The sequence below is a fragment of the Turicibacter sp. HGF1 genome, from assembly GCF_000191865.1.
GTDB lineage: Bacteria > Bacillota_I > Bacilli_A > MOL361 > Turicibacteraceae > Turicibacter > Turicibacter sanguinis.
Genome location: NZ_AEXQ01000029.1, coordinates 67,908 through 91,349, shown reverse-complemented (window position 1 = coordinate 91,349; position 23,442 = coordinate 67,908). Strand labels below are relative to the sequence as shown.

Sequence of the window (23,442 nt, the reverse complement as noted above, 5' to 3'; positions counted from 1 at the left end):
ACCCGTGACAAACAAAATAGGAAGAGGATTAGCTGACTTCGTTAAGCTGATGAGGATAAAATTAAAAAAAGGCGATCGAATAGAGGTCATCATGTGATAAATTTGGATTTGGATGGGAGTCAAATCATGTGAAAAGATATAGTCTGCTAAAGAAAAGAAAAAAAGGATACTGAGAATAGAAATAATCAATAAGAGACGACTCTTAGGGGTAAAGTGGAATTTTTTCATCGGGAACTCCTTTCAAGATTAGATTTTTTGAAAAATAGTCAGCCTTAAAAGGTCTAATTTTGAAATTTAGATACAAACTAATTCTGTCAGAATGTTTGATGCTTAGGATGGAATGGTTATAGTATAAACTATTTCGTTCTCTTAAATGACTTAAAATATCTCAAATTTTTTAGTTTTTTACCTAAGCGATATTTTGACACTTTTGTTGTAGTCGTGTTAAAAATTTAAAAAATAATTGAGGGGTATTGATGAAAAAGTTATTGTATATAACAGTTAATTCTAAACCAGAAAATGAGTCGGCAAGTAAAATGGTTGGACGTCGGCTCGTAAATCAAATTTTAGCAACCTATCATGATTTCCAACTTGAAGAGTTGGACTTGTATGAGGTTCATGTCCCAAGACTTGAATCCCAATATTTTGAGTCTCGTAACTGCATGATTAATCAAGAGGCCATTAATCAATTACCTAAAAAAGAACAAGAAGAAGTCCATAAAATTGTGAAATTATGTGACCAATTTGTTGAGGCTGATGTAGTGGTTATGGCTGCTCCGATGTGGAGTTTATCGTTTCCAGCTCCTTTAAAAGAGTATATGGATTGCATTATTCAAGTCGGACGCACCATTACATTCGAAGGACACCTTCCAAAAGGATTACTTGATGATAAGTTACGTTCAGTGATCTATGTCCAGTCTTCTGGAGCATCGATTCCGTTTATTTTAAGCCCATTTTTCAATAAAGGTTTAAATTACATCGAAGATATGATGAAGTTTATGGGAATTAAAAAGTTCGAGTCTTTACTCGTTGATGGAACTGGAACAACGGAAGAAGAAAAACAAAAAGCAATCGAAAAAGCAACAAATAAAATAGAAGAGATCGTCAAACATTTGACGTTTGAAAAGTAGGAGGTTTAACATATGCAATTTAAATTAGATGATACGGTTCAACAATTTAAACTTGATTTTAAAGGACTTTATGATGAGATTAAAGTAGATGAAAATTATTTTGAAAGTAAAGAAGGCCATGAAACGGTGGCCATTACGTTAACGAATGAATTAAAAGTTAAAGAATATATTCATTGTGTGGTGACATTCCCTGATGGTGGAGGGTACGATGTTGATTTTGTTTATCAAAATGATGAAGCAACGCCAGGGATTACAAAAGAGCATTATCCAACACTGGCAGAAGTGGTTGAAGGTTGGAAACGCTTCATTAGCTTATATAAATAACCAAAAAAGTTGGAACTTATGAGTTCCAACTTTTTTTGATATAATGAAGACCGTGAAAGGTAGGGAGTCAATGAATATGGAATCATTAGTGAATAAAGAGGGATTGAAAATTGTAGGGTCTTTAATCAAATTAAATCGTTTAAATCAAAAGATGTCTCAAGCGGCCTTATGCGAAGGGATTTGTGTTTCCTCTTATTTAAGTAAGATTGAAAATGGGGAAGTGATGCCTTCACTAGAAATGATTGAATTATTATTTGAACAGTTAGCAATTGAGTACGTGGCGAGTCCTGACTTTATCAAAGTCATGACGGATCGTTTTGAAGAATTTTTTGAAGAATTAAATTTTAATGGCTTTGTTCAATCAAAAGAGATTTTTAAACATCTCGAACAAGAGGAATTAAAATTAATTCACTCGCCTTTAATACTCGATTATTACTTAGTTAAACTCGCTCACTACTGTGCAACAGATGAACGTGAATGTCTTGAAGAAGCGTATCGTCTTTTAACGTCAGTTAAGCCGTTGTTAAACAAAACACAACGCTTTAGATATTACCTATATCAAGGAATTGACCTGCTTTATTATCATCAAGACTATGAATTAGCTAAACAATTTTTTGAACTTGCAAAACAAGAGCTTGAAACTGGCCGTTTGTACGAAATGCTTGCTAATGTTAGCTATAACAAGGCCAGTTTTATCAGGCGTTTCAGTTCGTGAGCGAAGCAAAACGGCGTTATGTTTTAGAAGGAAATTTAGTCAGTTTATCAGGGATATATGAATTTGAAGCGATGCTTGCGTATAAAACAGGTAGTTTTAAACAAGCCATTGAATTGTGTGAACGTTCAGGTGCCTATGCTCATAAAATGAATCGATTCGATTTGACACTGACGCCACTTCTTTGCAAGGCTTTTATCCACTACACACGTCAAGAATCGTTAAAAGTGAGTGAAAGTTTAGAAGAAATAGCAAACATTCAACAACACTTTCAAGCAACATGGCCGGTTTTGATTTTAATTGAATGTTTTGAAGCGAAAACAGTGAAAGACTTTGAAAATATCGAAAAACGATGTCATGAAGAAATGCGAGCGGCCATATTATTAATTGGATTTTGTGTCACAGGTGGTGTATTTAAAAAAGATGAATTATCATCATTAATTCAAAAGTATCAAACAACGCATCGCCGTTTTCTATTAATCGATGAATGGATTTTTTATTTGTTAAAAGAATACTACACTTCAAAACGCCAATATAAAGAGGTAGTAGGTTTACTAAAACGACAACAACTCTAGGTTGAGAAATAAGTCAACAATTTTGGGTGTTAAGGGTGAAGATAGCGTCCGTTTTTCCCAAAGCTAAGCTAGTGATAGGATCAGTAAAATGGTTTATAATGTGAAGCGAGGTGAGGGGAAATGGATTTAATTAGACAAAATAAAAATTTTCGATTAGTATTTTTAGGCGCATTAGTTTCAAGTGTAGGAGATGTGTTGTTCAATTTTGCCATTGGACTCTATATTTTAGAGTTAACACACTCAGCCTTTATGTTGTCACTATATGGAACGATCGGTGGAGTAACGTGGTTACTTCTAGCTCCGTTTGGGGGTGTCATGGTTGACCGAATTCCACGCGTTAAAGTGATTTATTTCACAGATTTTATTCGAGGAATTAATATCTTACTTTGTGGGCTCGTGATGTTAACCGTGGATCATGTGAATATCATCATGGCTTGTCTTTGCTTAAGTTCAGTCATTAGTTCGATAAATGGGGCTTTATTTGGTCCAGCTTCACAGGCGATTATTCCACTAACTGTAGAAGAAGAGCAACTAGTCAAAGCGAATTCTTTAATGTCTTTAATGTACGGCATTAAAGATGTGTTTGGAATGCTGCTGGCAGGGATTTTATACAGTTGGCTTGGACCTATTGTGATTATTTTTATTAATGGGTTTTCATTTATTATGTCAGGAATCACGGAGTTATTTATTAAATTAGATGAAAGTGAGCTACTAAAACGAGCACAAGAAAGTCATGTCTTAACCGATTTAAAAGAAGGGTGTCGCTATATTTTATGTCAAAATAAAGCCATCTTATGGTTGCTCATTATTTTGAATTTTAAAAACTTGGCACTAGGACCTATTCAATCGGTATTAGTTCCCTATTTAATGAATGAGCATCTTCACGTGAATGAAATGTATTTATCCGCTTTATATGTGGCGATGGCGCTAGGAGGGATTTTAGGATCGCTATGGGTCTCAAAAGAAAAAGTTTTAAAAACAAATGAAACCATAAAAAAATCACTATGGACGCTAATAATTTGTGTAGGGATACAGTGGGCGTTATTTGAATTGCTTGAATTAGGGCGCATTCCGTATCTGGGATTCTTTTTGTTCTTATTTATTCTCTTTATTATCTCAGGTGCGATTAATGTGTTACTTTATGTCCCAGTCATGGCTTCATTGCAACGTGTTGTGTCAGCAGAATTTTATGGACGTGTCATGTCTTTATTTACGATGATCTCATCGATTACTTCACCGCTTAGCTTGATGTTTGGCGGGATCCTCATTGATTATGTTGGAATTTCTATGATCTATCTCTTTTCTTTGTTTTTTTTAGCTCTTTCTATTTATTTGATGAAGGAATGGAAAACATTAAAACAACTTTAAGATGAACTGAAGGTAGTCAGTCAGAGTGGATTCATGTTATAATGCTAATCATGTAATCAAGATCAAGCACTTTGGAGGGATCAAATGTGAAAATAGGTTTTTTTGATTCTGGAATCGGAGGCTTAACCGTTTTAAGTGAAGCATTAAAACGATTACCACATCATGACTATTTATACTATGCTGACACGTTGCACGCACCTTATGGACCCAAGCCAAAGGAAGAGGTTCGTGGCTATATCTTTGAAGCCATTGAATTTTTAGTGCGCAAAGGAGCAGATATCATTGTGATTGCCTGTAATACAGCGACTAGTATTGCAGTCAATGACTTAAGAGAGAAATATCAAATTCCGATTATTGGGATGGAACCAGCAGTTAAACCGGCTATTGAATGGGTTCAAGAAAGCGGAAAACGTGTGCTTGTGACGGCAACACCGTTAACGTTAAAAGAAGAAAAACTACATCATTTAATTGAACGATTAGATCAATCACATGTGACTGATTTATTGCCATTACCTGATTTAGTTCGTTTTGCGGAATCGTTTGATTTTTCTCCCGAAACGGTTGTTCCGTATTTAAAAAAACAATTAGTTGATTATCAGATTTCAGATTATGGTGCGATCGTCCTTGGATGTACGCATTTTCCGCTCTTTGCGTCATCTTTTAAAGAGGTTTTTGAACCAGGCATCGAGTTGATTGATGGAAGTGTTGGAACGGTGACTCATTTAGCAAATATAATTGATACGATGAAAGGTGAGACGTCTAAAACACCGACGGTGACATTTTATCAATCGGGAAGAGAAATAACCGAAGCGAATGAAATCAAAGGATTTAATCGTATTCTCAATCAAATAGCGTCTTAAGTTTTGGTATATCTTTGTGACTTTTATCATATCTTTTTTTAGACTAAGATTTTAAGGTTTTGAAAGAAAAGATGAAGAAAAGTCGTGGTGATGAAATGGACTTTCAATCGGTTAATCCTGAATTATTTATTTTAGTTGGAGAATTACTCGGAAATGTTATTGCCAATGAAATTCCATTAAATGTCCAAAATGCGGTTGGAAACTGGCTTCAGTTGGTTGGACAGGCCATTTTAACATATAATGCACAACAACAGTATTATCAACAAGGACCTGGTCGGTATTTTACTCCGGATAGTTTTAATGTGGATAATCCCTTTTGTCAATCGAATCAATCCAATCAAGACGGGATGAGTGTTGAGCAATTGAGACAATTTCAAGAGACATTAGAACAATTAGTCAAAAGAATCGAAACGCTTGAACAAGAGCTAAAGACGATGAAGCAGAGTGGTTAAAATTAACAGTTTTTTCATTCATGAACTCATGATGGTAAGGGTATACTATACTTATCGGAGGTGATCATCATGAGACATTATAGTCATCAAGCGGCTAATCACACTAAAAATCAAATGGATGTTGAATTTGGATCTGAGTTTGCTCCAAAAGATCATTTTTTAGATCAAGAAGCACAACAAGCATTATTATCTGCTAAAGCAGGAGGAACGATTACCAAACGTTTAGTTGAGATTGGGGAACAAATGTTAATGAATGAACCTAAAAAATAAAAGGTTAAAACGATTAAAATGAAATAATGAACCATAAATGACGATGGAACTCATCTGATTTTATGGTTTTTTTATATGATATGTTGAAAAATAACACTTATTAAGATTAAATCTGAAAAGCGTTAATCCCTCTTTTTTCGACGCTGTCATTTTATATAATAATGATTAAAAGAATGAAAGATTAAGTTTAAAAGTGAAAGGGTTAGAAATATGCCTAAAAATCTCGGTATCTTCGTAATCTCGGGGATAAGTTAAGTGAAAGAAATGAAAGTTTAATGTTGAATAAGCGTTAATTATAAAAAAAAGACTTCTTTTTGACACAACTATGACACGATAAAGTCACAATTTTTACACATGAAAACACTTTTATTGGTAAAAACTATTTACTTTAGCAATAATTGGAAATATAATACACAATAACATCACATCAAACTAAGTCGTGATGAAATAAGGAGGGACCATATATGAATAAGAATTATTTATGGTTAGCTACTTGTTGTGCTTTAGTTGCCGGGGGATGTAGTAACAGTAATGATACTGCAGGTAATACAGAAGCGCCAAGTACTAATACATCAACAGAAAATGAAGGGACAGGAAGTACCGAAACAACAGACGTGTATCGTAATGATTATAACTACGTTTATAGTACTGATCCTGATACATTTGATTATGTGTATTCATTTCAAGCAGTTGATAATGAACATACGACTAACTTTGTAGATGGGTTGCTCGAACATGATCGTTATGGAAATTTAGTTGGAGCATTGGCAAAAAGCTATGAAGTAAATGATGATGCAACTGAATTTACGTTTCATCTTCGTGAAGGTGTCAAATGGGTGACAGACGATGGAGTTGAATACGCTGAGGTGACAGCTCATGACTTCGTCACTGGTTTACGACATGCCGTTGAATTTGATTCACAAACCTTATACTTAGTTCAATATACCATTAAAAATTTAGATGCTTATTATAATGGAGAAGTAGAGTGGGAAGAAGTAGGGATTAAAGCAGTGGATGACTATACATTAGTTTATACACTGGAGGCCCCAACGCCATATTTTCACACGATTACAACTTATTCAATTTTAATGCCAGTTAACCAAGAATTCCTAGAGTCAAAAGGAACAGGATGTAAATTAGGTGCTGCAGAACCATCTAGCTGTTCATTTGGGGAAGTTGCACCTGATGGAATTTTATACAACGGGGCTTATTTATTAAGTAACTTTACCTCAAAATCAGTCATTGAATACACAGCAAACCCTGATTATTGGGATGCTGAACATGTTTATATTCCAAATGTAAAATTAGTTTACTATGATGGTTCAGATCCAGATAGCTTATTCACATCATTTGATAAAGGAGAGTTCTCATCAGCCCCAGTTTATACAGATAACGCTGCTATTTATGCATCAGCTAAAGAAAAATATGGAGATAATATCTTCATTTCTCGTACCACCTCAACATCATTCTGGATTTCATGGATTTTTGACCGCAATCAATATGCGTCTCCATTAGATTCATCAGTTGATGTTTCGCCACAAACGGATAAACAAAAAGCAGATACAGCATTAGCCAAACAAAATACAGCCTTCCGTAAAGCCATTATGTATGCATCTGATATTTCATCCGTGAATTCTCAATATGTAGGAGAAGATTTAAAATATGGTCGTTTACGTAACACCTTAACGCAACCTGATTTCTTATTAAATAGTCAAGGTCAAACGTATGGTGAATTGGTATCAGCTGCTTTAACAGCTTCAAATCCAACGGAATATCCAGCTGGATTTGACTTATCAGATGGACAATTAGCTTACTATAATACGGATTTAGCGACTCAATATATGGCTCAGGCGGTTGAAGAGTTAAGTGCACAAGGCGTTGAATTCCCAGTTCAATTAGATGTGATTGTTAATGGTGAATCAGAAAAAGGATTCCGTGCGGCACAAGCTTATAAAGCAACAGTAGAGGCTAATTTGTCGGATGTTCAAATTAATTTAATTATTTCAGATTCTACTAATATGGCAGCGTCTAAAACAGCCGATCAAATGAACTGTGACTTATACATTGGAGCAGGTTGGGGACCAGACTATGGTGATCCTAAAACTTATGTGGACATCGTCGATCCAGATAGTGGAGATATGTTAAAATACTTTGGATTAAACTGGACAGGTTCAGAAGTTGGAGACGATGCAGCAGTTAAAGAAGCGATTGGATTATACGAATTCCAAGCCTTAAAAAATGCAGCAGAGGCTATCGTTGATGACTTAGATTTACGTTATGAATTATATGCAAAAGCAGAAGCTTACTTATTAGAAAATGCTATTCTTATTCCATATATTACACAAGGTGGTGGATATGCGGTATCTCGTGTTGTTCCTTATACTCAACCTTACGCAGCGTATGGTTTATCTGATAATAAATATAAAGGAATGCAAGTTTCTAATGAAGTCATTACGGTTGAAGAACGTGAAGCGTTAAAAGCAGATTGGGAAAGTAAATTAGGTCAATAGTTTGACTAGTCTATATGCGCTTTAAAGATTGGGGCGATGCCCTAATCTTTTTGCATATAGAAAATTTAATAAAGGGGGAATGTTAATGAAACGATACATGCTATATCGATTTTTAAGATCGCTATTTTCAATCTTCATGGTTATCACAATTGTCTTCACCTTAATTTACTCAGTTATCCCGCGTGATCGTGTGTTCTTTTCGGACAGTAATATCGAAAAAATCCAAAAAAGACCAGACGATTATGCAAACTATAAGAATATTCAATGGGAAAAGTTGGGTTATTTAAAATACGATACCATTCAAGATTATTGTAAAGAGTTATATGGAGCCGCAACAACGGAATATAGTAACTGTGTTTTACCTGAGTCACAAGAAACAAAAGATTATGTAGCTTTACGTGAAAAAGAAGGATATGAGGTTCAATATTTTACAGAATCAGGACAAGCTTTTGCGACACGAGACATTCCAATTTTACAACGTGCGCTAAATTGGTGGGGGAATCTAATTAGCTTTGATCATCCGTACAAAGTGCAATCAGAAAATAATCCTGATTTAGAACGTAAAGTTTATATTGGAAAAGATCATAATAATCGTCCTGCTGTGATGTGTACAGGATGTGAAAGTAAATATTTAATTTATTTTGATGGGAATTTTCCATTTATTCATCAAAACTTCATCACCTTTAGTTTAGGAACATCTTATCCAACGTATAATGGCCAAGAGATATTAGATGTCATTTCTGAAACACAAGGCTCTAAAAAGACAGAAGAAATCACCTTACCAAATGGAAATAAAGCAAATTCAGCATTAAATTTATATACGTGTAAATATAAAGATACACTAGATAATATTGATCAAAAGCAATTCGTAGATCATTATGCAAATTGTAAAACGAATAAAACGGATCCATCAATGGTTCAAATCTCATTTACCATCGGATTTATCTCGCTTGTTTTGACGTATATCATTGGGATTCCACTTGGGATTCAAATGGCGAATCATAAAGGAAAACTATTTGATAAAATGGGTCAATGGTATATCATTTTCATGATTTCGATTCCAGGTTTAGCTTATATTGTGTTAGTTCGATTCCTAGGGAGTAAATATGCTGATTTACCAGGAATGTTTCCAATGCTTGGTTCAAGTAACCCAAAATCATATATCTTACCGATTATCTCGCTTACCTTAATGTCAGTAGCAGGACGTATGATGTGGATGAGACGTTATATGATTGATCAAACGACCATGGATTACGTGAAGTTTGCACGCGCTAAAGGATTATCAGAAAATGAAATTTTCTTTAAACATATTTTCAGAAATGCAATCGGTCCTATTGCTCATGGACTTCCAGCGGCGGTTATTTTCTGTATTTCAGGGGCATTAATTACGGAAGCTGTCTATAGTATACCTGGGATGGGGAAAATTTTACCGGATTCTATCAATGTTTATAATAATTCAATGGTCATCGGAATTACATTCTTATTTACAACGTTAGCCATTTTCTCAACCTTCCTTGGGGACTGGTTGTTAACACTTGTTGATCCACGTATTACATTACATGAAAAAGGGGGACGTAAATGATGAGCGATTCAAGATTTGAATTTGTCAAAATAGATGTACAAGCATCTGAACATATTGCAGCACCAGCTTACTCATATTGGCGTTCTGTATCACGCGCCTTCTTTGCCAAAAAAACAACGGTTTTTTTATTAATTGTGGTGATTGTTTTTTCATTAATTGCTTTGATTCAACCGATTTTATCAGGATATGATCCACAAATCGTTCCTAATATTAATGATGCTTCAATGCGTTTTTTAGGACCAAGCGCCCAATATCCATTTGGGACTGATGATGTTGGAAATTCTGTTTGGGATGTCGTTTGGGCTGGAACGAAAACATCGTTAATCATTGGATTTATCGTGACATTAATTAATACAGTCGTGGGTGTTTTCGTCGGAGCTGTTTGGGGATTTTCGAAAAAAGTTGATAAATTTATGCTTGAAGTATATAACATTGTCTCAAGTGTTCCATATATTTTAATTGTCACCGTACTGATGTATGCGATTGGTCGAGGATTTTGGCAACTTGTGTTTGCAATGTGTGTCACTGGATGGTTAGGAACAGCTTATTTTATAAGAACGCAAGTGATGATTATTCGGGATCGTGAGTACAATTTAGCATCAAAATGTTTAGGAACGCCGACTGGGCGTTTAGTGACACGCAATATTTTACCGTACTTAATTTCAGTAATTATGACCATTGTAGCGGGAGATATTCCAGGTGCAATCGGAACAGAGGTAACGCTTTCTTATTTAGGTATCGGACTTGGAGTAGATACGCCATCTTTAGGACGTATGATTAGTAAATACGCGAATTATTTTAATGGATATCCGCATTTATTTTGGGCACCGGTTTTAGTGTTGGCAGTGGTGACAGTTTCGTTATATGTGATTGGACAATCGTTAGCGGATGCATCAGATCCACGTACACACATGTAGAAAGGGGAGTGTAAACATGAGTGTAAGAAAGACCGTTTTATCAGTAAAAGATTTAGAAATTCAATTTAAAGTTCGTGATCGACGTTTAAATGCGATTCGTCGCATTTCACTTGATTTATATGAAGGTGAAACCTTAGCTATTGTAGGAGAATCAGGTTCAGGAAAATCAGTTTTAATTAAATCATTTACTGGAATGCTTGAATCTAATGGGGAAATTGTTGGAGGAGAAATCCTCTTTGAAGGACAAGATATTAGTAAACTAAAAAAAATAAAGAATGGGATGGCATTCGTGGGGCTAAAATTGCAACGGTTTTTCAAGATCCGATGACGTCTTTAAATCCGGTTCGAACGATTGGTTCTCAAATTGCAGAAGTAATCGTTAAGCATCAAAAACTAAATAAAGTAGAAGCAAAAGCGAAAGCCATCGATTTAATGAAACGTGTTGGAATTACAGATGCACAAAAACGATTTGGAGATTATCCGCATCAATATTCAGGGGGAATGCGCCAACGGATTGTCATTGCCATTGCTTTGGCTTGTCGACCTAAAATATTAATTTGTGATGAACCTACAACGGCTCTTGATGTCACGATACAGGCACAAATCTTGCAGTTAATTAAAGATTTGCAAGCTGAGTATGGATTTACAACGATTTATATTACGCATGACTTAGGTGTGGTCGCAAATGTAGCAGATCGCGTCGTTGTGATGTATTCAGGGCAAATTATTGAATATGGAGAGGTTGAAGAAATTTTCTATGAGCCAGCGCATCCGTATACATGGGCGTTACTTTCATCATTACCACAACTTGGAACTAAAGGAAATGAGCTCTTTTCTATCAATGGAACGCCTCCATCACTTTATAATGAGATTATTGGAGATGCCTTTGCCCCAAGAAATCAGTTTGCGATGCAAATTGATTTCGAAGAAGAACCACCATTTTTTGAAATTACGCCCACTCATTTTGCTAAAACGTGGTTACGTGATGAGCGTGCGCCAAAAACGGAAATGCCAAAAACGTTACAAAATTTACATGAAAAACTCGTGGCAATTTATGGAGAGGGCGCAAACGGAGGGGTGAACTAATGAGAGAACGTGAAGTTTTATTATCGGTCAAAGATTTAGAAATTAAATTTAAAGATTTTGTGGCAGTAAAAGATGTGAATTTTGATATTTATAAAGGAGAAACCTTCTCGTTAGTTGGAGAATCTGGATCAGGAAAAACAACCATTGGGCGTGCGATTATTCGTATTAACGACACGTCAAAAGGTGAAATTTTATTTAATGGGAAAAAAATTAATGGACGAATTACGCGAGATATGAATAAATACATTGTTAAAAATATTCAGATGGTGTTTCAAGATCCCGCTGCCTCATTAAATGAACGTGCGACCGTTGATTACATTGTTTCCGAGGGATTAATTAACTTTGGGATGTATGAAAATGAAGCAGATCGGAAACAAAAAGTTATTAAAGCACTTGAATCCGTAGGATTACTTCCAGAGCATGCCACGCGTTATCCTCATGAATTTTCAGGAGGACAACGCCAACGAATTGGAATGGCCCGTGCAATCGTCATGGAGCCAGAGTTTATTATTGCGGATGAGCCGATTTCGGCTCTAGATGTTTCAATTCGTGCGCAAGTGTTAAATTTACTAAAAAAATTACAACAGGACAAAGGCTTAACATATTTATTTATTGCGCATGATTTATCAGTGGTACGATTTATTTCTGATCGAATTGCGGTTATTCATAAAGGACGCATTGTAGAGTTAGCTGAGGCGGAAGAATTGTTTTTAAATCCGTTTCATCCGTATACAAAATCTTTATTATCAGCGATTCCAATTCCCGATCCTCGTCTTGAAAAAAATAAGCAATTAATTGTCTACACAGGCGAAGAGCATGATTATACGGTTGATAAACCTAAGTGGACTGAAATTAAAACAGGACACTTTGTATGGGCAAATGAAGCGGAAGCGCGTGAATATAAAAAGAATGCTAAAGTTAAATAAAGGGTCGTCTTAAAGGTCAGTTACATGTGTTTGTAGCTGACTTTTTTTGCTTTTAACAATTACAAGAAGAGGGAATACGATATAGTAAAGAAGGGGGGATAAGATTGAAACTAAAGAAATATAATCGGCAAAAGGCCATTGATTATGCAAGAAAATGGGCATTAGGACGCAATCCACTCTACCATGATTATGAAAATTATGGAGGAGATTGTACCAATTTTATTTCACAATGTTTACATGCAGGAGAAATTCCTTTTGATGTGAATGGGCGAGATGTTACACAAAAATGGTACTGGTATAGTGACCAGTCTCGAACTCCGTCCTGGACCTCAGCGAGACCTTTGAAAAACTACATCTTGAATAATAACAGAGAATTATCACAGAATTATGGGATTTATGCAAAACCTTGTCAATATGAAGAGTTAGAACTTGGAGATTTAGTCCAAAAAACAGTGAATGGTGAAATTACTCATACCATGATGGTCACAGCGCGTGTTTTTGATAAAAATGGTCAATTGATTGATTATCTAGTTTGTCAACACTCATATGACTTATTAGATTTTCCGTTGTCTCAAAAAGATGGAATTTTAAGTTTTATTAAAATAGTAGGTTATTATGATTGGTAATTTTGGATTATTTTTATTGAAATTTGAAGATATTTCAAATTGAATTCATACATGTTTTCGTGAGATAAAGTCATAATACTATAGTCGACCAAGTCGACAAGATTTTGAAAGTGAGGACTTAATCATGAGAAATAATAACAATGCAAAAAACAATGCAAAAAACCAAGCAAATGCACAAGCTAAAAACCAAACAAATGCAAATGTAGAATTCGCAAATGACTTTGCCAATACAAATGCAAAAAACCAAACAAACAAATTAGCTTCTCAATCAAATACTAAAAATAATTGCCGCTAGTTAGTTAGAATTTATCAAATTGGCAAGAAAAATGAGACAGATAGAGGTCTCATTTTTTTTATGTGTAAACTCTGAAAATGGAAGATTCACATGAAATTAACAGACATTTTTTTGAATTAGACACAAATAATAAGAGTGTCGAGATTCGACAAGAAAATGTGAGGTGTTAATGATGAGTCAAAAAGCGAAAAAATGTGAAGGTAATAATCAATGGGCAGGGCAAAAAGCAGCTGCTAAAGCTACTCAGTATCACGATAAAACCGAGTTTAGTAATGAGTGGGTATCAACGAATAAAGTAGCCGATTGCAATCACCCAACTGAAAAAGAATCACAGGGTGATCAAGAAGAGTCAGGATGCCATTGTTCACATAAGCATTAAAGCGAGGAAATAGCAAAAAACGCTATGAGATTGGTCATAGCGTTTTTTTGTCATTTTCTAGTATAATAAAAATTGACGACATGAAGAAAGGGTGAGGACATGGAATTATTTGTATCAGATTTAGATGGGACTTTATTAAATAAGCAAAGCGAAGTCTCACAGACATCACGCCAAATTATCAATGATTTAATAGATAAAGGGGTGAAGTTTACCGTCGCAACAGCCCGTACACATGCGACTGTTATTGATTTACTAGAAGGATTAAAGATTGAAATGCCAATTGCCATTATGAATGGCGTGGGGATTTTCGATTTAAAAAATAGAAAATACTTGGAGATTGTGGATTTAGCAAAAGATACCACAATGTCTGTTTTAGCCGTTTTTGATAGCTTAAAACTAGAGCCGATGATTTATGGAATTAAGGATGATCAATTAAGTGTTTATTACCGTGAAATTAACAATGAAGTCGCACAAGACTTTTATTTAGGTCGTTGTGATAAACCATTGAAAACATTTAAACAAATTCAAGACTTTACACCATATATTCAAGATGAACAAATCGTAAATATTTTAGTCTTTGATAAGCTTGAGTTAATCGAAGAGGCTTATCGTCAAATTCAATTCATTGAGGGTGTGAGTGCAACATATTATAAAACACGTACAGAGGGATTTGGCTATATGGAATTATATAGTGCAAATGCCTCAAAAGCAAATGGAATCAAAGCGTTAGCAAAATATGCAGACTTTAGTAAAATCATTGGATTCGGAGATAATTTAAATGATTTACCAATGTTTGAACAGGCGGATGAAGCATATGCTCCTGCAAATGCGGTTCCTGAGATTAAAAAAATTGCGACAGGTGTGATTGGTCATCACAACGAAGATGCCATAGCCCTATATTTACAAGAGCGTTATCATCAAAATAATCAATAATTAAAAGAGCTTGGTTAATCTTAAACCAAGCCTTTTTAGCAGAGATGAAAAATACAGGATAGAAATGGATACTATTTGCACAAGTGCATAAACTATAGTATTATATTAGTAACGCGTTGTAGTGGAGGAGGATGTTTATGGCGGTTTCGAAATACTATCGAATCGATGAACCAAATCAAGAAATTGGAAGTATTGAAATCCATTCACAAGTTTTTGAAGTGATTGCACATAATGCAACAGCAGAAATTGAAGGTGTTTCAAAAATGTTTGAAAGTATCTCACAATCCATCGCAGATACTTTTAATAGTAAAAAACATCGTAATGGTGTTGAAGTAGAATTTGATGAATCAGGGTTAACGATTGATGTTTATGTGAGTATTAAAGCCGGATATACCATTAATGAGGTGGCTGAAAAAATTCAGAAAAATATTCATCAAATGATTTATCATATGACATCAGTTAAAACACATGAAATTTATGTTCATGTCGTATCGATTGATTTTGACTAGTAAAATAAACCACTTTTGGTGGTTTATTTTATTTTTTTCTACGTTTTGTTCATAAATGTGATAAGATATATAGTTGAAATTGTAGAAAATAGTATACAATATAAAAGTAGCAACTTAGAAGATTTGAATAGAAAGAGGGATTTTTGTGATTCGTCATGTTATACGTCAATTTGCAGTACAAACATTATATCAAATGGAAGTGGGGCAACTGACACGTGAAGAAGCCATTGAAAATATTGAATTAATGGTGGAAAGCTTAAAAGAAGAGGCGATTGAATTAATGGCCGAAGAAGTGACACCTCATCAAGCATTACAAATGGAACAAACTTTTAAATTAGATGAATTCTATTTTGAGTTAGTTAACGGGGTATTAACACATAAAGAGCAGTTAGATCAAATCATTAATGATAACCTTCGTGGATGGAGTCTATCACGTTTAAATAAAGTAGATAAAGCTATTTTACGTCTTGCGACATATGAAATGAAATATTGTCAAGACACAGCAAAGAAAATTGTTATTGATGAGGCGTTAGAGTTAACGAAAGAATTCTCAGATACAGGAGATGGAAAAGCACGTAGCTTTAACAATAAAGTTTTAGATCAAATTAGTAAACATATTGCATAGGGTGTGAGTCAATTGGAGCAAAAGCAACCATTAACCGTCAAAGCATTAACCAAATATATTAAATTAAAATTTGACTATGATAAAAATTTACAACACTTATTATTAAAGGGTGAAATTTCAAATTTTAAACGTCATTCCAGAGGGCATTTTTATTTCACGCTCAAAGATGATGAAGCTCAAATTAATGCGGTGATGTTTGCCAGTGCCGCTTCGCAAGTTTCATTTATGCCAAAAGAAGGGATGCAAGTCGTTGTAAAAGGGCATATTGCTGTTTATGAGGCTGGCGGATCGTATTCTTTGTATGTAAAAGAAATGACGGAAGATGGGATTGGAAATTTATATGTTGCCTTTACTCAAATGAAAGAACGTTTAGGTGCGGAAGGATTGTTTGATGCGAGATTTAAACAGCCCATCCCCCCTTTTCCTCATGCGATAGGTGTCATTACCTCTCCAACAGGGGCGGCGATTCGAGATGTATTATCGACCATTAAAAGGCGTTTTCCCCTTGTGAAGGTGTATGTTTATCCGGCTCTGGTGCAAGGAGAACAAGCAGCACCTTCAATCGTTAAATGTATTCAACAAGCAAATGAACTCAAACAAGTAGATACTTTAATTGTGGGGCGCGGTGGTGGATCAATTGAAGACCTGTGGGCTTTTAATGAAGAAATTGTGGCCAGAGCCATTTTTGAATCAAAAATTCCAATTATCTCTGCCGTTGGTCATGAAACGGACTTTACGATTGCTGATTTCGTCGCAGATCATCGTGCCCCAACACCGACAGGAGCAGCAGAAATAGCTGTTCCGAATGTCGTAGATGTTTTAAAACACTTGAATCAACTAAATGTGAGGTTAAATCACAATTTTAATGTTCAATTCGAACAAAAAAAGCAATGGCTTTCACAGCTATCGAATCATTATATTATGAAAAATCCTCATGCTTTATTTGAGCAACGTTTAGTTTATGTCAGTCAGTTAAATGATAAACTACAGTACCAATTACAACAACAACTGAGAAAACGTCAACAAATTTTAATGATGCATTCTAATCGATTGATTCAACACAATCCAAAGCAACGAGTGATGAATTATCAACACCAACTCGAATACTTGTCTAAAGCTTTACAAAGTGGAATGAATCAAGAGTTAGCAAATCAAAAACAACACTATGGATTACTTTTAACGAAACTCGACATGCTTAATCCCATGTCTATTTTGAAAAAAGGATACACGGTGACAACGAATGATAAAAACGAAATGGTGACGAGTGTTTCACAAGTAAGTGTGGGACAAAAAGTAACCGTTGCCTTTGATGATGGATCATTTGTTGCAGAGGTTGATGAAATAAAATCGATGTGAAAGGGTGAATCTTAGTGAGTGAACCAAAAATGAATTTTGATGAAGCATTAAGTCAATTAGAACAAGTGGTTCGTCAGCTAGAAGCTGGAAATTTACCACTTGAGCGTTCAATCGAGCTGTATAAGCAAGGAATGTCTTTATCTAATGAATGCCACCAAAAGCTTCAAAAAATTGAAGCAGAAGTTGCAAAATTAGTTGATTCATCAGGAAATGTCACGGATTTCGAGATTCCGGGGGAATAGTTCATGTTATCAACTTATATTGAAACGAATAAAAAACCATTTGAAAAGGTCATGTTTGACTTAATTGAATCAGAACCTATCCCATCAGAATTAAAAGAATCGATGCTTTACTCGTTAAAAGTAGGAGGGAAGCGATTAAGACCTATTCTGTTATTTGCTGTGTTAGAATCTTTTAACCTCGCACCACAAAAAGGATATCACGTCGCAGCAGCACTTGAAATGATTCATACTTATTCCTTAATTCATGATGATTTACCTGCAATGGATGATGATGCATTGCGTCGTGGGAAACCAACCAATCACATTGTTTTTGGTGAAGCAACAGCTATTTTAGCAGGTGATAGTCTATTGACACATGCCTTTAAAGTCATTGCAGAAGACGAACGATTGACGACAAATCAACGATTATCGTTGATTCAAGCATTATCGTTAGCCTCTGGACCTATGGGAATGGTAGCAGGTCAAGTTCTTGATATGGAAGCTGAAGTTAAAGCAGTGTCTTTAGAACAACTCAAACAGATTCATGTGAATAAGACGGGGCGATTAATCGAATTTGCGATTGTAGCAGGAGCGATTATTGCGCAGGCTGATGATGAAGTCATTAACCAGTTGAAACAATTTGCGTATCATCTTGGACTTGCCTTTCAAATTAAAGATGATATTTTAGATGTTGAAGGTAGTACAGCTGTGTTAGGAAAAAACGTAGGAAGTGATTTAGTAAATGGAAAGAGCACTTATGTGTCATTAACGTCTTTAACAGAGGCAAAAAACATGTTAGAAGAAGAAATTAAGTGTGCTAAAGTAATCTTACATAACCTTCCAGTTTCAACAGCTGTCTTAGAAGCTATTACCGATTACATTAAAGACCGTCAAGCTTAATAAAAATGGGGGCGATTAGACTTAATCGTCCTTTTTTTGACGATTTATCTTCATTTATAATGAATAATGGATGGCTACTGGTGGGAAAAAAAGTCGAAGTGTGGTATGATGATAGAATAAAAATCAAATATGGTTATATTTGAGAAGAAAAGATTAATAATAAAGGTGAAAATGAGGTTGGAGTGATAGAGATGTATAACATCAAGGAGATACAAGATCCTACGTTTATAAAACAATTATCGAATCAACAATTGAAAACTCTTTGTAAGGATCTTCGTACGTTCTTAATCGATTCGTTATCTAAAACAGGTGGACATCTGTCATCAAATCTCGGGGTGGTTGAATTAACCGTTGCTTTGCATAAGGTATTTAACTCACCAGAAGATAAATTTATTTGGGATGTAGGACATCAAAGCTATATCCATAAAATCTTAACAGGAAGAGCAAAGGATTTTCCAACATTAAGACAGTATAAAGGGCTGTCAGGCTTTCCAAAGCGAAAAGAGTCAAGCCATGATTGCTGGGAAACTGGTCATGCCTCTACCTCTATTTCAGCTGCAGTTGGAATGGCTTACGCCAGAGATTTAAATGAAGATGATTATCATGTCATTGCTATTATTGGTGACGGCTCATTAACAGGTGGAATGGCATATGAAGCTTTAAATCATATTGGACATACGAATAAGCGTTTAATCGTCATTTTAAATGACAATGAGATGGCAATTTCACCGAATGTCGGAGCCTTACATAATATTTTAGGAACGATTCGAACAACAGATTCATATTTAAATACAAAACGTCAAGTCAAAGCTGTTTTGAAGGGAAATCAGGTGTTAAATGGTGTGATTCACCGTACAAAGGGAAGTGTTAAGCGATTACTTATTGGAAATACACCTTTTGATGCGTTAGGATTTAAATATTTTGGACCCGTTGATGGACATAATCTGAATGACCTGATAAAGAATTTGAATTTTGCTAAAAAAGCGGATAAACCGGTCCTCATTCATGTGAAAACTACAAAAGGAAAAGGATTCTCGTTTGCCGAACAAGATAAGCTAGGAACATGGCACGGCGTTGGAAAATTTAATAAACGAACGGGAAATGTTGCGGGAGATAAAAAAGAAAATCAAATTTCTTGGAGTAAATTGATTAGTAATGGGTTAATGGAGCTAACAGCGCACGATAAACGTTGTGCAGTGATTACACCCGCCATGATTAATGGGTCGGCATTAAATGAATATGCCAAGCGTTATCCCGATCGTTTAATCGATGTGGGAATCGCAGAAGAGCATGCTGTTACGATGGCAGGTGGAATGGCGACTCAGGGAATGAAACCATTTGTTTCAATCTATTCGACGTTTTTAAAACGTTCATATGATCAAATTCATCACGATATTGCGAGACAAAATTTGGATGTTGTCTTTGGGATTGATCGAGCAGGGATTGTTGGAGCAGATGGCGAGACCCATCAGGGGCTTTATGATATTGCAATGCTTCGTCCAGTGCCTAATATGACACTGATGATGCCTCGTAATGGGGAAGAAGCATACAATCTTCTTTATACCGCTTATCAAACGCCAGGACCATTTGCAATGCGTTATCCACGTGGTGATGTTTGGCAAGTTGATCCTCATTATCATGAGTGGAAAATGATTGAAATTGGATCTTGGGAGTGGTTAGCAACCGCTCAGGATGCAGTCATTGTTTCAATGGGGCCGGTTTTAAGTGAATTAGCTGAATTAGTTGAGGAACTAAAGTTAGAAGGCCTTCACATTGGATTGGTTAATGCAAGATTTATTAAACCGTTGGATTATAAAATGCTTGATGAAATAGCCGCCTTACAGGTTCCGATCATTGTTTATGAAGAATCAACGTTAATAGCAGGACTCGGATCAGCCATTTTAGAGTATTACAATGAGACAAACCAAAGGGTTGAGATCAACCGATTAGGAATTCCGGATATTTATGTTCAACACGGTCGTGTCTCAGAAATTTTAGAAGAACTTCATTTAACAATCGAAGATGTTAAATTAGAAGTGATGCGTAGCTTAAAGAAATAGGTCGGTGTAAGTTAATGAAAAAAGAACGAATTGATGTGTTATTGACACAACTTGGATATTTTAATTCACGTGAAACAGCTAAGCGTGCCATCATGGCAGGGCTTGTTTTAGTGGATCAACAACGAATTGATAAACCGGGAGAAAAGGTTCCAGTAGAATCAAATATTACTGTAAAAGGAAACGTTTGTCCTTATGTCAGTCGAGGTGGATTTAAGCTTGAAAAAGCCATTAAAGCCTTTAATTTAGATTTAAAAGATAAAATTATTATTGATATCGGATCCTCAACAGGAGGATTTACAGATTGTGCCCTTCAAAATGGTGCTAAACTCTCGTATGCCGTTGATGTGGGTTACAACCAATTAGACTGGAAAATTCGTCAAGATGAGCGAGTCATTTGTATGGAACGTACAAACTTCAGATATATGACACCGGAAAATCTAACGCATGGTGTTCCTGAATTTGCATGTATCGATGTTTCATTTATCTCATTAAAAATCATTTTCCCAGTTTTAAAACAATTATTAGCAAAAGAAGGGCAAGTGGCAGCGTTAATTAAGCCACAGTTTGAAGCAGGAAAAGATCAGGTAGGTAAAAAAGGAATTGTGCGTGATCCTAAAATACATATCAAAGTTATTCAAGAAATTGTGGATTTCTTAACTGCTTTAGAATTAAGTGTATTAGGATTAACTTATTCACCGATTAAAGGTGGCGAAGGAAACATTGAGTTTTTAGTTCATGTTGGAAACAATGAACAGTTGACAACTTTAATTACTGAAAAAGAAATTATTAATGTGGTAACGGAAGCTCATAGTCAATTATAAACAAAAGAAGCGAAAAGAGGGGAGATGCATATCTCTCCTTTTATTATTTTTGAAACAAATGTTTGTTTTTTAAAAAAACGAGAGTTGAACAAATGTTCTATTTTTGATATAATGTGAAACAAATGAAATGAATTTTGGTAAGAGATATAGCTTATCGTGACATAAGAATAAAATAAAGATAATTTGAACAATATAGTGGGTGATTATATGTTATCGCATTTATCAATTCAAAATATGGCCATCATTGAAGGGTTACAATTAGATTTAAATCAAAAAATGACGGTGTTAACCGGAGAAACGGGAGCCGGAAAATCAATTATTATTGATGCTATTTCATTATTGATTGGAGATCGTGCCTCAACCGATTTAATTCGTCATCATGAAGAAATGGCAGTGGTTGAAGGCATTTTTGAAATTGAGAACAATAAACCGTTAAAATCTTATCTAATCGCACATGATATTCCATTTGAGACGCAATTAATTGTTAAACGTACCATTAAACGTTCAGGTAATGGCCAAATTCGAGTAAACGGAGAATTAATGACAGCCAATCAACTAAAAGAAATTGGTCAATATTTAGTGGATATTCATGTTCAACATGATACACATCGATTATTTAATCAAGATTATAATTATCAATTAATTGATAACTTTGATACATCTGATCAAATAGAGAAGGCTAATAAAGCGTATCAAAAGGCTTTAAAGGGGTATAACGGAGCGAAGAAAAAGTATCTCGATTTTAAAAAAAATGCAGATGAAATTCAAAAGCGAATGGATTTAATTCTTTTTCAAAAAAGTGAAATCGAAAAAGTCAATCTGAAAAAGGGTGAATTAGAAGAGCTTGAAGATCGTCGCCATATCATTTTAAATTCGGATAAATTACATAAATCATATACTCAAATTTTATATAATTTAAAAGGAGATGGCGGTGCCATTGAAAAATTATATGAGGCCTACAATCAAACTCAAATGCTTGCTAACATTGATGAAGAGTTAACACCTTCTGTTTCACAAATGGCGGATATTTATTATGGCTTAGAAGAGTTTTTAATGATGATTAATTCGAAGTTAGATGAATTAAATTATTATCCAGAAGAGCTTGACGAAATTGAATCACGATTAAATGAACTGCAAATGTTAAAACGAAAGTATCGTATGGATATCGAAGAAATCATGACCTACCATGCTCAAATTGTGGAAGAGTTGGCCCAAGTTGAGGATTTTGATCACTATGAGAAAAACCTTCATGAGGAATTAAAAACTGCTCATCGGGACTTAATTGAAGCGGGAGAGGTATTGAATCAACATCGTCAAGAAATTTCAGAGGTGATTAAGACTCAGCTGATTCAAGAATTAAATGATTTACAGTTATTTAATACTCAGTTTGATATTGCCTTTACACGCCATCAAACCGATGAAATAATTCAAGGATTTTATACGATCAATGGAATTTATGATATTCAATTCTTATTAAGTACAAATAAAGGAGAGCCAATGAAACCTTTAAACAAGGTAGCATCAGGTGGAGAGTTATCTCGAATTATGTTAGCCTTAAAAACGATTTTGAATCGTGGTCAATTCATTTCAACCATTATTTTTGATGAAATCGATACAGGAGTTAGTGGTCAAGTTGCTTCAAGTATTGGGGCAAAAATGAAAGAGATTGCCAAACAAAAACAAGTTTTATGTATCACGCATTTACCACAAGTTGCTTCACTCGCAGATTATCATATTCATGTCTCTAAACATGAACGCAATGAACGTACCATTACGTCTGTTAAATATTTAACACTCGAAGAGAGAATGCATGAGATTGCGAGAATGTTAAGTAGTGATAATATTACGGAATCGGCAATATTAAATGCGAAACAATTATTACAAAATCATTAATAAATATGAAGAATTCCTTTTTTTTGAGCGCTAGAGTAGAAAAATTGGAATTCTTTTTTTTAGATATTTGAGATTGAAAGAGCCATAATAATTTTGTAGTTCGTGTCGAATA

The 23,442-nt window shown here is 35.0% G+C and carries 26 protein-coding genes; all 26 read left to right on the top strand.

Going from position 1 to position 23,442, the window contains the following annotated elements; all coding sequences use genetic code 11:
• Positions 1 to 476: 476 nt before the first annotated feature.
• The gene (locus tag HMPREF9402_RS03300; protein WP_006785548.1) at positions 477 to 1,130 is read left to right on the top strand and encodes an FMN-dependent NADH-azoreductase; all 654 of its coding nucleotides are present in this window, start codon (positions 477 to 479) and stop codon (positions 1,128 to 1,130) included.
• Positions 1,131 to 1,142: 12 nt separating this feature from the next.
• Complete coding sequence (locus tag HMPREF9402_RS03295; protein ID WP_006785549.1) at positions 1,143 to 1,454, top strand: hypothetical protein; 312 nt, start codon at positions 1,143 to 1,145, stop codon at positions 1,452 to 1,454.
• Positions 1,455 to 1,530: 76 nt separating this feature from the next.
• The gene (locus tag HMPREF9402_RS03290) at positions 1,531 to 2,169 is read left to right on the top strand and encodes a helix-turn-helix domain-containing protein (protein ID WP_009606463.1); all 639 of its coding nucleotides are present in this window, start codon (positions 1,531 to 1,533) and stop codon (positions 2,167 to 2,169) included.
• Positions 2,166 to 2,741, top strand: a complete 576-nt coding sequence (locus HMPREF9402_RS03285) for a hypothetical protein (RefSeq protein ID WP_009606440.1) — start codon at positions 2,166 to 2,168, stop codon at positions 2,739 to 2,741. The genes HMPREF9402_RS03290 and HMPREF9402_RS03285 overlap by 4 nt, the downstream gene beginning before the upstream one ends.
• Before the next feature lie 120 nt (positions 2,742 to 2,861).
• On the top strand, positions 2,862 to 4,109 hold the full coding sequence (locus HMPREF9402_RS03280) for an MFS transporter (RefSeq protein ID WP_006785551.1): 1,248 nt from the start codon (positions 2,862 to 2,864) through the stop codon (positions 4,107 to 4,109).
• Positions 4,110 to 4,195: 86 nt separating this feature from the next.
• Positions 4,196 to 4,969, top strand: a complete 774-nt coding sequence (gene murI / locus HMPREF9402_RS03275) for a glutamate racemase (protein ID WP_006785552.1) — start codon at positions 4,196 to 4,198, stop codon at positions 4,967 to 4,969.
• Positions 4,970 to 5,040: 71 nt separating this feature from the next.
• Positions 5,041 to 5,421, top strand: a complete 381-nt coding sequence (locus HMPREF9402_RS03270) for a hypothetical protein (protein ID WP_006785553.1) — start codon at positions 5,041 to 5,043, stop codon at positions 5,419 to 5,421.
• Positions 5,422 to 5,490: 69 nt separating this feature from the next.
• A complete protein-coding gene (locus tag HMPREF9402_RS03265; RefSeq protein ID WP_006785554.1) occupies positions 5,491 to 5,691 on the top strand; it encodes a hypothetical protein in 201 nt (66 codons plus the stop codon).
• Between the two features lie 464 nt (positions 5,692 to 6,155).
• Positions 6,156 to 8,201, top strand: a complete 2,046-nt coding sequence (locus HMPREF9402_RS03260) for a peptide ABC transporter substrate-binding protein (RefSeq protein ID WP_006785555.1) — start codon at positions 6,156 to 6,158, stop codon at positions 8,199 to 8,201.
• Between the two features lie 85 nt (positions 8,202 to 8,286).
• Positions 8,287 to 9,783 carry an ABC transporter permease gene (locus tag HMPREF9402_RS03255; RefSeq protein WP_006785556.1) on the top strand — a complete coding sequence of 499 codons (1,497 nt, stop codon included), beginning with the start codon at positions 8,287 to 8,289 and terminating at the stop codon, positions 9,781 to 9,783.
• Positions 9,783 to 10,700, top strand: coding sequence for an oligopeptide ABC transporter permease OppC (oppC, locus tag HMPREF9402_RS03250; RefSeq protein WP_229040076.1), 918 nt, complete (start codon positions 9,783 to 9,785; stop codon positions 10,698 to 10,700). The genes HMPREF9402_RS03255 and oppC overlap by 1 nt, the downstream gene beginning before the upstream one ends.
• Before the next feature lie 16 nt (positions 10,701 to 10,716).
• Positions 10,717 to 11,028, top strand: coding sequence for an ATP-binding cassette domain-containing protein (locus HMPREF9402_RS14740; RefSeq protein ID WP_006785558.1), 312 nt, complete (start codon positions 10,717 to 10,719; stop codon positions 11,026 to 11,028).
• Positions 11,025 to 11,786 (top strand): ABC transporter ATP-binding protein, encoded by a 762-nt coding sequence (locus tag HMPREF9402_RS03245; protein ID WP_006785559.1) that lies wholly within the window; start codon positions 11,025 to 11,027, stop codon positions 11,784 to 11,786. Before HMPREF9402_RS14740 ends, HMPREF9402_RS03245 begins: the two co-directional genes overlap by 4 nt.
• On the top strand, positions 11,786 to 12,712 hold the full coding sequence (locus tag HMPREF9402_RS03240; RefSeq protein WP_006785560.1) for an ATP-binding cassette domain-containing protein: 927 nt from the start codon (positions 11,786 to 11,788) through the stop codon (positions 12,710 to 12,712). Before HMPREF9402_RS03245 ends, HMPREF9402_RS03240 begins: the two co-directional genes overlap by 1 nt.
• Before the next feature lie 104 nt (positions 12,713 to 12,816).
• The gene (locus HMPREF9402_RS03235; RefSeq protein WP_006785561.1) at positions 12,817 to 13,338 is read left to right on the top strand and encodes an amidase domain-containing protein; all 522 of its coding nucleotides are present in this window, start codon (positions 12,817 to 12,819) and stop codon (positions 13,336 to 13,338) included.
• Positions 13,339 to 13,462: 124 nt separating this feature from the next.
• Positions 13,463 to 13,633 carry a hypothetical protein gene (locus HMPREF9402_RS14450; protein ID WP_009606431.1) on the top strand — a complete coding sequence of 57 codons (171 nt, stop codon included), beginning with the start codon at positions 13,463 to 13,465 and terminating at the stop codon, positions 13,631 to 13,633.
• A gap of 172 nt (positions 13,634 to 13,805) precedes the next feature.
• Complete coding sequence (locus tag HMPREF9402_RS03230; RefSeq protein ID WP_009606454.1) at positions 13,806 to 14,012, top strand: hypothetical protein; 207 nt, start codon at positions 13,806 to 13,808, stop codon at positions 14,010 to 14,012.
• Between the two features lie 99 nt (positions 14,013 to 14,111).
• Positions 14,112 to 14,945 carry a Cof-type HAD-IIB family hydrolase gene (locus tag HMPREF9402_RS03225; RefSeq protein ID WP_006785563.1) on the top strand — a complete coding sequence of 278 codons (834 nt, stop codon included), beginning with the start codon at positions 14,112 to 14,114 and terminating at the stop codon, positions 14,943 to 14,945.
• 137 nt (positions 14,946 to 15,082) lie between these two features.
• Positions 15,083 to 15,454: an Asp23/Gls24 family envelope stress response protein gene (locus tag HMPREF9402_RS03220; protein WP_006785564.1), complete on the top strand. Its 372-nt coding sequence runs from the start codon at positions 15,083 to 15,085 to the stop codon at positions 15,452 to 15,454.
• 145 nt (positions 15,455 to 15,599) lie between these two features.
• Positions 15,600 to 16,079 (top strand): transcription antitermination factor NusB, encoded by a 480-nt coding sequence (gene nusB / locus HMPREF9402_RS03215; protein WP_006785565.1) that lies wholly within the window; start codon positions 15,600 to 15,602, stop codon positions 16,077 to 16,079.
• Between the two features lie 12 nt (positions 16,080 to 16,091).
• Positions 16,092 to 17,435 carry an exodeoxyribonuclease VII large subunit gene (xseA, locus tag HMPREF9402_RS03210; protein WP_009606430.1) on the top strand — a complete coding sequence of 448 codons (1,344 nt, stop codon included), beginning with the start codon at positions 16,092 to 16,094 and terminating at the stop codon, positions 17,433 to 17,435.
• Positions 17,436 to 17,449: 14 nt separating this feature from the next.
• Positions 17,450 to 17,677: an exodeoxyribonuclease VII small subunit gene (gene xseB, locus HMPREF9402_RS03205; protein ID WP_006785567.1), complete on the top strand. Its 228-nt coding sequence runs from the start codon at positions 17,450 to 17,452 to the stop codon at positions 17,675 to 17,677.
• 3 nt (positions 17,678 to 17,680) lie between these two features.
• On the top strand, positions 17,681 to 18,556 hold the full coding sequence (locus HMPREF9402_RS03200; RefSeq protein ID WP_006785568.1) for a polyprenyl synthetase family protein: 876 nt from the start codon (positions 17,681 to 17,683) through the stop codon (positions 18,554 to 18,556).
• Between the two features lie 191 nt (positions 18,557 to 18,747).
• Positions 18,748 to 20,616, top strand: a complete 1,869-nt coding sequence (gene dxs / locus HMPREF9402_RS03195) for a 1-deoxy-D-xylulose-5-phosphate synthase (protein ID WP_009606445.1) — start codon at positions 18,748 to 18,750, stop codon at positions 20,614 to 20,616.
• A 14-nt stretch (positions 20,617 to 20,630) separates the two neighbouring features.
• A complete protein-coding gene (locus tag HMPREF9402_RS03190) occupies positions 20,631 to 21,437 on the top strand; it encodes a TlyA family RNA methyltransferase (RefSeq protein WP_006785570.1) in 807 nt (268 codons plus the stop codon).
• 207 nt (positions 21,438 to 21,644) lie between these two features.
• Complete coding sequence (gene recN, locus HMPREF9402_RS03185) at positions 21,645 to 23,330, top strand: DNA repair protein RecN (RefSeq protein WP_009606462.1); 1,686 nt, start codon at positions 21,645 to 21,647, stop codon at positions 23,328 to 23,330.
• Positions 23,331 to 23,442 lie beyond the last annotated feature (112 nt).

Excerpts from the sequence above, each read along its gene's own strand:
- HMPREF9402_RS03300 (WP_006785548.1), top strand. The coding sequence starts at position 477 with ATGAAAAAGTTATTGTATATAACAGTTAATTCTAAACCAGAAAATGAG.
- HMPREF9402_RS03295 (WP_006785549.1), top strand. The coding sequence starts at position 1,143 with ATGCAATTTAAATTAGATGATACGGTTCAACAATTTAAACTTGATTTT.
- HMPREF9402_RS03290 (WP_009606463.1), top strand. The coding sequence starts at position 1,531 with ATGGAATCATTAGTGAATAAAGAGGGATTGAAAATTGTAGGGTCTTTA.
- HMPREF9402_RS03280 (WP_006785551.1), top strand. The coding sequence starts at position 2,862 with ATGGATTTAATTAGACAAAATAAAAATTTTCGATTAGTATTTTTAGGC.
- HMPREF9402_RS03270 (WP_006785553.1), top strand. The coding sequence starts at position 5,041 with ATGAAGAAAAGTCGTGGTGATGAAATGGACTTTCAATCGGTTAATCCT.
- HMPREF9402_RS03265 (WP_006785554.1), top strand. The coding sequence starts at position 5,491 with ATGAGACATTATAGTCATCAAGCGGCTAATCACACTAAAAATCAAATG.
- HMPREF9402_RS03260 (WP_006785555.1), top strand. The coding sequence starts at position 6,156 with ATGAATAAGAATTATTTATGGTTAGCTACTTGTTGTGCTTTAGTTGCC.
- HMPREF9402_RS03255 (WP_006785556.1), top strand. The coding sequence starts at position 8,287 with ATGAAACGATACATGCTATATCGATTTTTAAGATCGCTATTTTCAATC.
- oppC (WP_229040076.1), top strand. The coding sequence starts at position 9,783 with ATGAGCGATTCAAGATTTGAATTTGTCAAAATAGATGTACAAGCATCT.
- HMPREF9402_RS14740 (WP_006785558.1), top strand. The coding sequence starts at position 10,717 with ATGAGTGTAAGAAAGACCGTTTTATCAGTAAAAGATTTAGAAATTCAA.
- HMPREF9402_RS03245 (WP_006785559.1), top strand. The coding sequence starts at position 11,025 with ATGACGTCTTTAAATCCGGTTCGAACGATTGGTTCTCAAATTGCAGAA.
- HMPREF9402_RS03240 (WP_006785560.1), top strand. The coding sequence starts at position 11,786 with ATGAGAGAACGTGAAGTTTTATTATCGGTCAAAGATTTAGAAATTAAA.
- HMPREF9402_RS14450 (WP_009606431.1), top strand. The coding sequence starts at position 13,463 with ATGAGAAATAATAACAATGCAAAAAACAATGCAAAAAACCAAGCAAAT.
- HMPREF9402_RS03230 (WP_009606454.1), top strand. The coding sequence starts at position 13,806 with ATGAGTCAAAAAGCGAAAAAATGTGAAGGTAATAATCAATGGGCAGGG.
- HMPREF9402_RS03225 (WP_006785563.1), top strand. The coding sequence starts at position 14,112 with ATGGAATTATTTGTATCAGATTTAGATGGGACTTTATTAAATAAGCAA.
- HMPREF9402_RS03220 (WP_006785564.1), top strand. The coding sequence starts at position 15,083 with ATGGCGGTTTCGAAATACTATCGAATCGATGAACCAAATCAAGAAATT.
- HMPREF9402_RS03200 (WP_006785568.1), top strand. The coding sequence starts at position 17,681 with ATGTTATCAACTTATATTGAAACGAATAAAAAACCATTTGAAAAGGTC.
- dxs (WP_009606445.1), top strand. The coding sequence starts at position 18,748 with ATGTATAACATCAAGGAGATACAAGATCCTACGTTTATAAAACAATTA.
- HMPREF9402_RS03190 (WP_006785570.1), top strand. The coding sequence starts at position 20,631 with ATGAAAAAAGAACGAATTGATGTGTTATTGACACAACTTGGATATTTT.
- recN (WP_009606462.1), top strand. The coding sequence starts at position 21,645 with ATGTTATCGCATTTATCAATTCAAAATATGGCCATCATTGAAGGGTTA.